Origin of the sequence: Limosilactobacillus panis, assembly GCF_019797825.1 — a bacterium.
In the GTDB taxonomy this organism is placed as follows: Bacteria; Bacillota; Bacilli; order Lactobacillales; family Lactobacillaceae; genus Limosilactobacillus; species Limosilactobacillus panis_A.
Genome location: NZ_CP081855.1, coordinates 649,192 through 662,727, shown reverse-complemented (window position 1 = coordinate 662,727; position 13,536 = coordinate 649,192). Strand labels below are relative to the sequence as shown.

At 40.8% G+C, this 13,536-nt stretch carries 14 protein-coding genes and 1 other RNA gene; 9 read left to right on the top strand and 6 right to left on the bottom strand.

Annotation, left to right across the window (positions count from 1 at the left end):
• The 9 genes from KZE55_RS03035 (at nucleotide 1) to KZE55_RS02995 (ending at nucleotide 8,051) form a co-directional block, all read left to right on the top strand.
• Nucleotides 1-1,572, top strand: a complete 1,572-nt coding sequence (locus KZE55_RS03035; RefSeq protein ID WP_261313298.1) for a DNA primase family protein — start codon at nucleotides 1-3, stop codon at nucleotides 1,570-1,572.
• A gap of 228 nt (nucleotides 1,573-1,800) precedes the next feature.
• Nucleotides 1,801-2,661 carry an IS982 family transposase gene (locus KZE55_RS03030; protein WP_222259876.1) on the top strand — a complete coding sequence of 287 codons (861 nt, stop codon included), beginning with the start codon at nucleotides 1,801-1,803 and terminating at the stop codon, nucleotides 2,659-2,661.
• Nucleotides 2,662-2,886: 225 nt separating this feature from the next.
• Complete coding sequence (locus KZE55_RS03025; protein WP_222259185.1) at nucleotides 2,887-3,276, top strand: hypothetical protein; 390 nt, start codon at nucleotides 2,887-2,889, stop codon at nucleotides 3,274-3,276.
• A gap of 98 nt (nucleotides 3,277-3,374) precedes the next feature.
• Complete coding sequence (locus tag KZE55_RS03020; RefSeq protein WP_222259183.1) at nucleotides 3,375-3,779, top strand: hypothetical protein; 405 nt, start codon at nucleotides 3,375-3,377, stop codon at nucleotides 3,777-3,779.
• A gap of 280 nt (nucleotides 3,780-4,059) precedes the next feature.
• Nucleotides 4,060-4,425: a hypothetical protein gene (locus KZE55_RS03015; RefSeq protein WP_222259181.1), complete on the top strand. Its 366-nt coding sequence runs from the start codon at nucleotides 4,060-4,062 to the stop codon at nucleotides 4,423-4,425.
• A gap of 517 nt (nucleotides 4,426-4,942) precedes the next feature.
• Nucleotides 4,943-5,095, top strand: a complete 153-nt coding sequence (locus KZE55_RS03010) for a hypothetical protein (protein ID WP_222259179.1) — start codon at nucleotides 4,943-4,945, stop codon at nucleotides 5,093-5,095.
• A 104-nt stretch (nucleotides 5,096-5,199) separates the two neighbouring features.
• Nucleotides 5,200-5,565 (top strand): hypothetical protein, encoded by a 366-nt coding sequence (locus KZE55_RS03005; RefSeq protein WP_222259177.1) that lies wholly within the window; start codon nucleotides 5,200-5,202, stop codon nucleotides 5,563-5,565.
• 386 nt (nucleotides 5,566-5,951) lie between these two features.
• Complete coding sequence (locus tag KZE55_RS03000; RefSeq protein WP_222259175.1) at nucleotides 5,952-7,532, top strand: glycosyltransferase family protein; 1,581 nt, start codon at nucleotides 5,952-5,954, stop codon at nucleotides 7,530-7,532.
• 72 nt (nucleotides 7,533-7,604) lie between these two features.
• On the top strand, nucleotides 7,605-8,051 hold the full coding sequence (locus tag KZE55_RS02995) for a transposase (protein WP_222259874.1): 447 nt from the start codon (nucleotides 7,605-7,607) through the stop codon (nucleotides 8,049-8,051).
• A 452-nt stretch (nucleotides 8,052-8,503) separates the two neighbouring features.
• Here KZE55_RS02995 and ssrA read toward each other — a convergent pair.
• From ssrA to KZE55_RS02965, 6 genes are all read right to left on the bottom strand, one after another.
• Nucleotides 8,504-8,880, bottom strand: a transfer-messenger RNA (tmRNA) gene (ssrA, locus tag KZE55_RS02990).
• 85 nt (nucleotides 8,881-8,965) lie between these two features.
• Nucleotides 8,966-9,562, bottom strand: coding sequence for an aggregation-promoting factor (gene apf, locus KZE55_RS02985; protein WP_222259173.1), 597 nt, complete (start codon nucleotides 9,560-9,562; stop codon nucleotides 8,966-8,968).
• Between the two features lie 318 nt (nucleotides 9,563-9,880).
• Complete coding sequence (locus tag KZE55_RS02980) at nucleotides 9,881-10,687, bottom strand: Cof-type HAD-IIB family hydrolase (protein ID WP_222259171.1); 807 nt, start codon at nucleotides 10,685-10,687, stop codon at nucleotides 9,881-9,883.
• Nucleotides 10,684-11,145, bottom strand: coding sequence for a MarR family winged helix-turn-helix transcriptional regulator (locus KZE55_RS02975; protein ID WP_222259169.1), 462 nt, complete (start codon nucleotides 11,143-11,145; stop codon nucleotides 10,684-10,686). Before KZE55_RS02975 ends, KZE55_RS02980 begins: the two co-directional genes overlap by 4 nt.
• 12 nt (nucleotides 11,146-11,157) lie before the next feature.
• Nucleotides 11,158-12,993 carry an acyltransferase family protein gene (locus tag KZE55_RS02970; protein WP_222259167.1) on the bottom strand — a complete coding sequence of 612 codons (1,836 nt, stop codon included), beginning with the start codon at nucleotides 12,991-12,993 and terminating at the stop codon, nucleotides 11,158-11,160.
• 190 nt (nucleotides 12,994-13,183) lie between these two features.
• A complete protein-coding gene (locus KZE55_RS02965; protein WP_222259165.1) occupies nucleotides 13,184-13,495 on the bottom strand; it encodes a hypothetical protein in 312 nt (103 codons plus the stop codon).
• Nucleotides 13,496-13,536 lie beyond the last annotated feature (41 nt).

The window sequence follows — 13,536 nt, the reverse complement described above, 5'->3', positions numbered from 1 at the left end:
GTGAGTAAGAAAAGACAAGCACTAGCCCCCAATAATCCAGTAGTAAAGAAATTAGGAATTAATGCTTTATTTCGTGACCTTGACCAGCAACGTAAACAGGAGACACCGCCGCGATCCATGAAAGAGTTAGAACAGCAATTACAACACGATGGCCAAAAGTGGCGAGATAAGCATAAAAAGGAATTTAAGAATGACAACGTTAAGGTATTTCACCCCTCACCACGTATAGTAGCGGACATATTAGAGCGTCACCTAAATTACGGGATAATTGCCAATGATGATGAAGAAATGGAGCATGGCCAGGTTTCATTTTATGACCTAGACAGCGGCACATATAAAGAAAGCCACCGCTTGTTGAAAAAACTAGCTACTTGTGTGGAGCGGACCCTAACCACTCGCCAACTAAAAGAAGTTATGAACTACTTATTCCTAGATAGCCACCGCCTTATGGAAACTCGCAGTAAATGGCTTATTCCCGTTAATAACGGTGTCTTTAATCAGCATACCCACCAATTAGAGCCGTTCTCGCCTAAATACGTATTCAGACACAAGATCATGACCAGCTTTAATTCCAACGCTACTGAACCATCATTCAACGGCTGGAGCTTGTCGGAGTGGTTTCAACAGATTGCAGGCGATGACCAGGAAAAGTTATTGCTATTGTGGCAAACCATTTCAGCTGTTGTTAATCCTAACCTAACCACTGACGTTGCTATTTTTCTGGTAGATAGTGGACAAGGCCGCACCGGAAAAAGTACGTTTGAACGGTTGCTAGAGAACCTGGTAGGCGCTGGTAACTACGGCTCATTGAAACTAAAAGAGTTTGAAGATGATTTCAAACTGGCCAGTGCAACTGGTAAGGCCCTACTAATTGGGGATGATAACAATCCTAATGACTATAATCGCACCAGTGAGAATTTTAAAAGTGTGGCCACTGGCGAGAACGTCCTCATCAATCCTAAAGGACTAGCCCCGTTTAACTACCGTTTCAATAACTTTATTATCCAGTCTATGAACGGCATCCCCCGTTTTAGTGACACCACAGACGCCCTTTTTAGGCGTTTCCGGGTAATCGTATTCAATCATCAATACGAAGCTACTCCAGCCAATAAGCGCATCAAGGATGAATACATCAAGGACCAGCGGCTGCTAGAGTTCGTATTAAGAAAAGCCCTTAGCATGACCCCAGACGTGTTACAAGACACCGCAGAAAGCCGGGAGATCATTAAGGACATCAAAGAGGACAACGACAGCGTAGATCATTTTATCGAGGAGTATTTACCAGAGCTGGAAAGCACTCGTATTCCCGTCTCATTCCTATTTAAGTTTTTCCTAGCCGCTATGGACTTTGAGAACAATCCACAGAAGATTAAACAGAATACATTTACCAGAAGAGCCAAACCACTAATGGCCAATAAAGGGTGGGAATATTCAAGAAAGAACTTGGCACCACTTACTTATTGGAATAATAGCGATATAGATAAGCTGGACCACCTAGACCAACATTACAAATACGGTATCAAGGTTAATCCAAATAAGTGCCAACCACTTTTTGACAAAACCGACAAATAAGGCTCAAAACCGACAAAATAATTTAATATTAAAAAATTGTCGGTTTTAATAGTCCCGTGATATACAAGGAATTAACAAGTATAAACCGACAAACCGACAAACCGACATAGGAATATTACATACGCGTGGTGCTAGTACTCATTAGTATGTTTGATTTTACAAAAAAAGCCCAACATGGTTAGACTATTAAGTGATACAAAACTTAAATAGAAAAGAGCCTTAATCATGTTGAACCTTCTTAAGTCTAACCACTATTGCCATCATTTACAAGTTAATTTTGCTCAATTAAACCGTACCTGCCATCGCTGGTATAAGCTTTATGCACCTAAAAAGCTCGTTCAACGACCGAACATCAACCAAGTTAAAGTTGATGATAGTACCCTAATAGCCCTTCTGATTTGCCAAACTCAGTTAGGAATCGAATCGCAACGACGCTTTTGTATGATCTTGGTGAGCTCCATTTCTCGGTCACGTTTCAACCGTCGCACTCGCCAATTACTACCGTTACTCAGTTTAATTAGGCGAAAGCTAAACCAAGATGTTGATTTACATGGACAATTCCTAATTATTGATAGCTTTCCAGTACCAGTTTGTCATCCAGTTCGCAATTATCGAGCCAAGATTTTTCGGGGAAGTACTGATATTGGCTATAACGCTACGAAAAAACAGTATTACTATGGGTTTAAAGTCCACATGATTGTTAGTAGTGATGGTTACTTGCTCAACTACATCGTTACTAAAGCTTCTGTCCATGATAGTAAGGTCGCCGAAGAATTAATCTTAAACACTATGCCACTTGAGCACTTTTTATTAGCAGATGTTGGCTATGTTAGCCGTCAGCTTCATACCGACCTAGTTAGTGATGGCTATGAGCTTTGGACTCCATTTCGTCAAAACATGGCTGGCGCTAAGAAGCATAATTCACGAATCCTAAAAGCAATTCGCCGAACGATTGAGACCGACTTTTCGTTATTAAAATACTATAATGCCGAAAATAATCGTGCGCGAAGTTTAGCAGGCTTTCAAGAACGGTTAGAAGTGGCAATTTTAGCATCTAATATGGAGTATTGTCTAGAAAAGTTTCACTAGCACCACGCGTAATATTACATATAAAAGAAAGTATCCCAAAAATACGTGTTTTCTCTTTAAAAGAGATTTTTCCTAAAATAATTGTCTGTTTGTCGGTAATGGCTTAAAAAGCTAGTGTTATCAAAGGATTGAGCTACCGACAATAGTTGCCGACAATCATTTACTAATTGTCTGTTGTCGGTATAGGCACATTGGACACCCTATAAAAAGAAAGCAGGTGTAAGCATGGTTAAACAATTGAGCAGTAAACAATTTAATTCCTTACAGCAGAAGATCGGTGCTGAACGAAAAGACACCAATGTTTTGTATGTTCAGCTCAACGAAACAGTCGGCGCTGGCCTGGAGTATTACACCGACACCGGGACATTTGACCTGGATATATTGGAGCCGCCACTAGAGGATAGAAGCAAGCGCCTGGCCCGTTACTCACACAGTTACCCACCGTGTTTAGTCCCGACTGATATCAGATTGTTACGGCAGTACGTAGAGGCACACGGTGGCAACTTTGAACACGTGAGAGAATATGAAGCCAATTCAAACAAGGGGTTCGCTGATTACTTTGAGCAGCAGACTGGCATCCCCTATGCTGACCTGGTGAACTATGAACCACGTTAAAGGCACATTGACCACACCATAAAAAGATATTCAGATTTTTCATACACTAAAAGGCCAATTCCGACATTCTGGACACCCTAAAAGAAAAGAGGATGACAATGGATAAACTTAGTACGATTAAAAGAGTGAACCGCATCCTGGTACAGATCAACGAAAGCCAAGATCAGCAAGAGCAATTACACGAACTGGACAGGCGGTGGAATGCTAACCGCCAAAAGCTAGAGCATGGTTTCATCAAAATACCATTTGTTAAACGGCGCCTGTTTGATGACCTGGGAATTTTCAAGCACAGCATTCCCACACTACTAGAACGTGATCGGCAGCTTGTAGGCAGCTATAACAAGCTGCTACAACAGACCCAAGCCTTTTCAAAGTTCATTGATAATGAAATTGACCAACTGGCAGCAGACAATGAACTAACAGTCACTGGAAACTGTTTCGATAAGCTATCCCAGATAATTAGAGCGCTGAATATTGGTGAGCATCCCTATATTCCAGACTAATCGCTTAAAACTAACATCCCCAGATCGTTGTTATATCAACAATAGTCTGGGGATGATTGTAGTTATTTGTTGGAAAAGGGAATGGAATTGTAGTTATATAAGCAGCAAGATACACTAAGAATATAGATCATATGTTCTATATACCTAATTACGTTAAAAATTAGGCCAGTTTAAGACCGCCTAGCTAGTAAGTAATATAATTTATCATTCAGTACTTAAAGTTGCTTAGACGGACTTACAAAGGAAAATAACGATATATGGCAGAATGGAGTTGATAAATTTGAGCTGGTATCGTGGACGATATGTTTTCAATAATCGAAACCTGGCACAGTGGATGGCAGCAAGTAAAAAGGATTACCATTTCAGAGTTCGCCACAAGGACCAGGCAGAAAAAACGGTAGTTAGTTTCGTATTTTCGGGCCGGGTGAAGAAAGATCGGCGATTATATAGCCCTTGTCGTCAAACTTACGAATACTACAAAGATTACTGTAATCAGCAAGGACTGGAGCCGCTAACTAATCGACAATTCAAGTGCAACATGGAGTTGCTGGGGTTTGTATACCAGAAGCACCGCCGCTTTTACGCAGGCTATTACAGCAATAAGGTAACAACCGCCTACAAAAACATTGGAATAATGGCAGATTAGTTACATGCACTTCACAACTGTTTGGAATTGCCTAAACGTTGATAGGACAGTAACGCAGCACTAATAACATTGTACAAAATTGGACATTATCGGGGATATTTGTAGTCACTGGAATGTAGAAAATGCTGGAATTGTTTTGATAAATGTTCCATGCAAAGTGAACCATGCACACAGCATCCTAAAGGCTGGCACAACGGCAATCCTAGCAATAAAGGGTTGCACAAAATGACCAGGTGTGTGGGGATGATCGTAGTTAATCGAATGCTAACAAATGTTAACGTTGCTATATGATTCGTAGTTATATGGAACCCCTCAAAACCTTACATCCCTTGCTGATTCGTAGTTAATAATTGGGGGGGGTGATCGCTATGGATAGTCTTGATTTAGGTAAAATGATTGAAAAGGGCCAACAAGAATTAAATGAACTAATTGATAATTCGTTACAGTAACTAAAGGCCATTACCCTAATAACGTTTAGAGCAATGGCCTTTTTAGATAGTTTGGGGGATGATTAAGAATGTTACTTAACTCATTTGATGATTATATGTTCTATCGCTTAGTGGCCATCGTCTTTCACGTTTCGATAGCAGTGGCCTACTGGACCACCACCATAATTACAGCCGGGATAATAGTTGCTATCGTCCTGGTATGCTTGATTAAGTGGCAGTAATAAAAAAGACCCGTTGAATTAACAACGGGCCAAAGACAGCGCAGGAAAGCACGCCTTGAAATATAGATGAAACCCAAATTCATTGTAATTGGAGTGTTTATCCCGTGTCAATCATCCCCACAAGTGGAGAAAAGGCAGCCGCCACCATTGCTAAAGACTACCTAAGACAATTCAAGGACTGGCAACTAATATCGCTTAGAGTAGACGATAGCGACCCTAGAGCGACCGACCAGGAACAACTAGAACATATAAGGGCCATAGCTGAACTAAAAGCCCGGCAGCATATTGTTACCGCAGTTGGTAAGGTTGACCAGGCCAGTGGGATAATCTTAGATCAACGATTTATTAAGCGGCACCGCACCAAAACGACACTGGCAGAGTTGGCAGCGAACCATTACCAGATCACAGATGGCAACTTCTATCATCGACAACGTAAAGCCTTGTTGTTGGCCTACAAGCTTATGCACTAGCTGGGGATGATTCCGACATTCCAGACACCCTAAAAAGGGATTTCTGACACTTTCGGCCCCATAAAAAAAGAAAAGGCAGCCCTCGCATAGCCGCCTTTACTCAAATTACCATACACATTCATATTCTAGCATGAAACACTCCCCCGCCCTACTTTGCTATTGAAAAGAGCGCACACATTCCAATCGTCTTGTGTGCAAGCGGTAATTTTAAAAATTTTGGCTCCCGGGGGGGGTATATATCATGTATTATCTACTGAAACTCAAATTCAAAATCTAGTTGTGACATAGGACAAAAAAGTCTCTATTTAAATTGTCTATTTTATTGACAGGGGAACTCAGGCCAATTATATAATTGGAACTGTATTAAATTTTGGAGGCCTATTTACGTGAAAAAGTATATAAAATTACATCCGGATTTATTTTGTTTTGCTTACTTTTTATTTAGCACTTTTGCAATTTTTATTGTTGGTTTTCATTCTGGAATTCTTATAGGTTGGGATTCTTCCTTTCATCTCAATAGAATTGAAGAATTAGCCCAAAGTATTAAAAGCGGTCATATTTTATCATCCAGTGGTTCTTTTGCCTTCCAACACGTGGGATTAGCCGTTAATAAATTTTATCCATACCTATTTTTATACCCGTTTGCTCTAATGAGATTATTAATTAATCCTGTTAAAGCATACCTAATTGTATTATTTATCTTTGTTTTTATCTCTTTTGTCATATCCTACAAGTGTATTCAAGCCATAACTAAATCAAAACGTCAGGCTGCCTGGTTTAGTATTATTTATAATAATAGTGGCTATCTAATGCTGCAAATAATGCAACGTGCTGATATTGCTGCATACATTGCTTTGGCCCTTTTACCGGTTACTTTCTTAGGAATAGTAAATTTGCTAAAAAATAAGGATCACAAAAATTGGCTTTTATTTCCTTTAGGGATAACTTTAACAGCATATAGTCACTTTTTATCGGTCATCATCTTTTCGATGTTTATTTTTTGCTTTCTGTTACTGAATTATCATTCAATTACATTGAAAGTTATTAAAAGACTAACCGCTAGTATAGGAATTGTTATCATTTTAACAGTACCGATTTTTACTCAAATGTTCGCATTACGTCGTTCCGGAAAGATTATTCCAGCAGACCTAACCGGGCTTTTGAATAACACTGCTTTAACTCCCAGTACTTTATTTTTAAATTCATTCAATAATGCTTCCCCGATAACTTTATGTGATGTTAACATTGGTATTATATTACTAATTCTGTGTTTAATTTGTTTAATTTTCGTTCATAAACTTAATAAGTTGAATCTCCAAATGTTATTTCTTGGTCTCTTCTTTCTTTTGGCCTCTACTAAACTTATACCGTGGTTTATTTTCCAACATACGCCTTTAGTAATTCTTCAATTTCCGTGGAGATTTTTAGGTGTTACTAGTTTTTGCATCTCATATTGCAGTTCATTTGTCCTTTCAAAAAGTAAATTAGGAACATTTCTTACAACCACAATTTTACTATGTATTAATTTATTTACGATCACTTATTGTTATAATGCATATCATAATGGTGGACCTATCATTAATGATCCGCACAGTTACAACACAATTGCAACTTCTGCTACTTATGCTGATTATCTTCCACTCAAGGCGCTTAATAATGTTAGTTTAGCTGATGCTTACAAAAATCCAAAAGATAAAATACCTGTTTACAATAAAAATATAAAAGTAAATAATCATACAAGCAAACTTCAAAAAAATCACGTTTCTTACAATTACAATTCAGTAACTTATACGATTCCAGATCTCAATATTAATCATATTAATAAGGTTACCCTACCGCTAGTTAACTATGGTCAGAATTACTGTAAAAATAAGACGGTTATAAATTGCAAAGCAGTGAATGGACAAACCGAGCTTACAATTAAGCCCCATCAAGAAAAGGTTCGAATAACCGTTCACTTAAAGTAATTTCTTGCAATCTGCCAGAAATATAAAAATTATTGATTAATAATTGACTAAGCGAAAAAGGTACCTTGAAAAATTGAAAAGCACGGTTCCAAAAAAGGACGAGATGATGATTATCTGATTCTCTCAACCGCACAAACAAAATTACAACCACAGACCATCATTCAACTTTACGGAAGAAGATGGCAAATTGAATCATATTTCAAGGCATCAAAGCAATATTTAGCAATGGATGAATCGCAGATTCAAAGTTATGATGGCCAAGTAAGTTACATTGCAATAACAGAGCTAGCATATACCTTGTTGGCATGGCAAGAAAGATTGAATACCGACGATAGAACATTAGGCGATTCGTTCTATTCCTTCACGAATTCATTACCTGATATTACGTCCATTTGCGCATTGGTATACCTAATTTCCGTTCTTAAATGCTCTGGTAATGAGTTTATCGAAGATAAAATTGACCAATTCATGCACACCATCCCATCAAACGTACAAAATATCATTTCAAGAGTGTTGTAAAACTAATTTAGGTACGAAAAGCCCAGAGCTCATCAGAGCTCCGGGCTATTTTCGTGCTTTCAAGTTTCAGATAATAAGGTTATGTTACAGGGTATATTGCCATTCAGGCGAAACGAAAAACATTTTACCACATAGTTGATCGTTAAATTTGTGAAGATGACATACCCAAAGTAATTTCACATTTTGCACCCTTTAAAAGGGCACATCGGGCAGGACATAAAAAGATAGTCCTACTTGTCTGGAACAAAAACGGGGATGATTTTTCCGCACTTTTCCGCAGAGCAAAATAAAAAGCCGCCTAAACAGACGGCACCACGCTGGGGCGAAGATCAATATTTTTCCGCACTTTTTCCACACTTGCGGTAAAAAATACGTTTTTCAATGTTTTTCCAAAAATAAAAATGCCTTTATATCAACGTTTTGCGCTAATCTAAAAGCACTGAAAACCCCAAAAATGGAGATGACGGGAGTCGAACCCGTGTCCAAGCATATCGCCATTTCAACCTCTACGTTCGTATCTCAACTATTTAAGCTTCACTAACCAAAACGCCGTTGATCAGGGCCAACCATGGCTAGCTAGTTTGATTGGTCTCTTCTTACTGCTTCAAACGGGAGCAGGAAGCGTAGTCCACTAACATATAAAACCTACATTCGCATCATGGACGAACCCGAAGTAGATCTACGCGCGCTACTTGTTAGGCAGCGTATGCGTAAGCGTTTGAATTATTGTTTGCAGTTATAATTTAAAACTGAGCGTTTTTACGAAGACGCAACCTTCGAAACGCAGTTGAAACTCGACCTATGCCTGTCGAATCCAAAAAACATCCCCGTTACATTAAGTATTATATCATACTTAGCCCCAAACTGCATAACAAAAAGGACCGCGCCGTCTAGCACAATCCTTATAAGAACTATTACCACCAACCATTGGCTTCCCAATGAGCCTGGGCAGCTTGCCAAGAGCCATAGCGGTTTTGCATGTATTGTTGAGCGACTTCTTCTTGGTGTTGTGGTGAAAGGTCACCGCCAAGGTAAGCCAAATCAAGTTGGTAACGACCATAGTAACGACCGTTTTGGGCGGTATAACTACCACCAGATTCATGTTGGGCAATCCATTCCTTAGCTGCTTGGTCGGCACTGGAAAGGTTGTTAGATTGGCTAGCCTTATCCGCAGTATTGTTACCAGTCGTGTTGTTCTTGTTTTGTTGACTACCATTTGTCTGGGTCGCCTGCGTGGTTGGGGTGTTCATCGTGGAGATTTCTCCGTTACCCTTAATCAGTAACTTTTGGCCAACTTGCAAGTGGTTAATATCTGACAAGTTGTTATCCTTAGCAATTTCATTAATTAAACTGTTGTCCTTGGCGAACTTGTAAGAAATACTCGAAAGGGTATCACCACTTTTTACGGTGTAAACCATGTTGGCGTTAGCAACAACTGCTGTTGAAGTAACACCAAAGGCTACAGCCCCAAGAGTAGCAAAAGCTTTTACAAAGTTTTTCTTAGTATTCATAAACTAAACAACCATCCTTTATCATTCTGATTTATTTCGTTCATTCAACAGCTCTTATGGTACACGGTGAATATTACTAGTCTGTAACAGCTTCTTTTCGCTTTCCCCTATTTCGCCAATATAATGTTACTTGATTGTAATATTAACTATCTCCTTGTTTTCAAGAGCAGGCGTCAAAAGGCATCAGAACTGGATTTTTCAAGTACCCTAACTTTTTCATGAAATCTTCAAAATTAAACTAAAAAAAGGCAAAAAATCCAAAGAATCCTTGAGATTCCGCGGATTTTTGCCTTTTTTACTGCTTCTTTGCCGCTTATATTACAGTTGTGTTGCAAAGAAACGTTCACAATACGTGGCCACCCCGTCATCATCATTCGTGTCGGTAATCGCTGTGGCAACCTTCTTAACCGCTGGCAAGCCATTAGCCATCACAATGCCCTGCCGCGCCGCCTTAATCATTTCAAGGTCGTTATCGGCATCGCCAAAGCTCATCAGGTTGCTGAAGCCATCACCAAAGTGCTTCAATAGCACCTTAAGACCAGCCGCCTTATTAACGCCGATTGGCAAGAACTCCATAATCATTGCCTGTGACTGCACAGCGTGATAATGCTTCTTCAGTTCGGCCGGAAGTTTCTTAATGATTGGTGTTAGTTTTTTCGGTGAAATTGCCATTACGGCCTTACTAAAGGTCTCCTCTGGCAATTGCGTCGCCTTAATGTTTCTAAACTTAATGTTTTTCAGGACCGACCGGTATATCGAGCCCGGGAAGTCATTCAGTTCGAAAACCTGGTCAAAGTCTAAAACATTTAGTGGTATATGGTGAACGTTAACAAAGTGTAATAAGGGTGCCAAATCATGCTTATCCATTCCCATCTCATACAGGTGGTCTTTCGTCCGATTATTAATCACCAGCCCCCCGTTAAAGGTGATCGTGTAATCGTCCGAATCAGTTAGCCCTAATTGCTCAATGTAGGGCCAGATGGCGTTAATTGGCCGTCCCGTACACAAGACGACGTGGATTCCTTGCTGGTGAAGCTTCTTCAAAACCGCCTCATTTCGTGGGGAAATCTCCTTATTACTGTTGAGCAACGTGTTATCAAGGTCTAATGCAATCATCTTAATCATTTTGATTCATCCCTCTCCGTATTTGCCTGAACAATCTGCTGGTTAAATTCGGAAAGGAGGTCCAATAACTGGGCCCCCCGTTTCATGCCGAAGATAGTTAGCCAGTTACTAAAGCGTTTTTTAATCCGCTGAGTAATCTGTTTTTCCACCCTTATTCCTTCAGACGTGGCCACTAAGGACTGTCGCCGTCGGTCCACCGGATCCTTTTTTTGGATAACGTAGTGGTTTGTCAACAGAACTTTCAACTGTCGGGAAACGGCACTGCGGGTAACCGCCCGGTCCTTTGCGATGTCCATCAATTTTACTCCTGGATGGTGAACGATATTGTGTAAAATCAAGTATTGCTCAAAAGATAAGAAAAAAGCTGCGGAGGGCTCAGAGACAAAGGAACCAAGTCCCTTTAACCCCGTCAGGTAAAGATCGATTGCCTGATCTAATAAGTGTTCATCCTCAACCACAACCGTCGCTCCTTACTGGTGATTCAAAATCGCCTTGGCAACCATCCGCGTGTAATGAATATTCCCTTGTTCATCCATATGAACATTATCATCAGCAAACCAGTCCGCATGATTATTACTTTCCGCCGACCAGTCAATCACGTGGACATTCTTATGCTTCTTTGCCGCGGCCTTGATTTCCCGGTTAACAGTTTGCTGCCATGGCTTGGTCGGTACGTGGGCCGTCAGCCAATAGATCTGGCGGTTAGAACCAATCCCAGAAAGAATCTGATTCACTGTCTCCTTGGTCATTGCCCCGTTCGTTCCTAAATTCAGTACCACGTTCTTATTCAGGTGCCCGTCGGACTTTAATTGACTGATTACCGCGGGTGCTTCTGACCCCTGGCGACCAACCTTGGCATCAACATAGGCCTGGGGCATTAATTCTTGGATACTATTGGCTGCATCAGCCATTACCGAATCACCGATTGCCGTCACTTTAGTATTCTTCAGCACCTTGACCTGTTGGGCAGTCAAGTTGTACTTCTTTTCCAACTTGCCAGACTTTTCCGTGGACGTCTTCTTCCCCTCCGCAAGCTGCTTATTATGTTGAGCAGCAAGCTGGTGGTTATGTTCGATGCGGGCCTGGACCGCCGTCTTAGCAGGCTGGTGGTCTGGTTGACTTAAGCCGAAGAGGGCAATTCCCAAAGCGATAACACTAAAAGCCATTTTAATTCCTCCTTGAAGTGAGATTGTCTTAATACTATGTAAATCTTGTCTAATATTTGTCCAATCATAGTTAGCCAGTGGCTTTTCCAAAAGCTGGTAGGAAAGCTCACTAACGACTCCGATAATCACAAGTTCGATTAATGAATTAATAATCGGGTGGACACCAACGTGAATCGCCTGTTCATAAAAGGCCATTACCGGGTACTGATAAACATAAATCCCGTAGGACCGCTTCCCAACCCAGGTGAATACCGGGTTGGTCATCCACCGATTCATGCTGGCTCCCGGGTGCAAAATCATTGCCGTAGTGATCATGCCAATGAAGCTATAAAAGAACATTCCCCCGCTGTAGGTCGCCGGGTTCTGACCATTCAAGGTAAAGAAACCAATGATGGTGATGATAATTGAAGCAATTCCTAACCCATTCAGCATGTTTATGTCAGACTGAATTAGGTTTTTACGCAAGCGGTTTAGCGGCCAGGTAAGCCCCAGCCAAGATCCCAATAGGAGGGAGAAAGCCCGGGTATCGGTCCCGTAATATACCCGGTTGATGTTCCCCGGGTCATAGAGGAGGGCCATCTCTACCGCAGAGGCAATTGCCAATAAGAGGACAACACGACTCACCCGCTTCTTCTTTCCTAGGATTCTGAAAAGCAGGATCAAAATCAGTGGCCACAATAAGTAGAATTGGGCCTCCACCCCAAGTGTCCACAGGTGAGTAAACGGCGAGATTCCACCAAATTGGTCAAAGTAGGACTGACCATTTTTAATTTCCCACCAGTTATAGACCCACAGCAGGTTAGTTAGGACAATCGCCTTAATATGGTACAAAAGTGGCCGGGCAAACAGGGTAATATATGCTGTTGTCAAAACCAGCATTGCAATTAAGACTGGGTAAAGGCGCTTAAAACGTCGCTTATAGAACGCCCGAATATCAAAGAAACCGTCTTGCATTAGGTGCTTGGATATCTGGTACGTAACGAAATAACCGGATATCAACAGAAAAAGGGGAACCCCTAGGTAGCCCCCTTGCAGTACATTTGGTAAAAGGTGGTAAACAATTACCCCCAATACCGCCAACGTACGTAGACCATCAATGCCAGTAATATATTGACGCTGCCTACGCCTAGCTAATCTCATTTCAACAACCCCCACTTTTTGTAATCCTCACAAAATTATACTGGCTGAAATGCCTGGTGTATAGCCCCTTCATAAAAAATAAGGCCAGAAAAGGCAAAAAATTTCCCCTTTCCTGCTTTATTCAATAATTTAAGGGCCCCCACCTTCTCTTTTCGGCTACTGGTGCCCCATTAAGCCTTTATCAATCATCCTAACCGATGTGATTTTCTTTCAAGATATCAGCAACCACCTTGTCCATCTCGGGTGTTCGCTTCCATTCTTCCCAGTGGTCCATCGACTCGTCCTGCATCTTATAATGGCTATTGATGTAGTCCTCGTACTTAGCGACATTTCGTGAATGAGGGATATTCAATTGAAGGATGCGGACCTCCTTAATGAAGCCGCGTTCCGCTGCTAATTCAGCCCGTCCATTATGGACCATATTACCAATTTCATAATAGGTACTCCCGTCGTTACGGGTAATCTCTTCAATTAATGTTAAAACTTCGTGTTGCTTTTCCAAAGTATTCTTCTCCCTTCTCTACCTTGTTAATTATAACGATT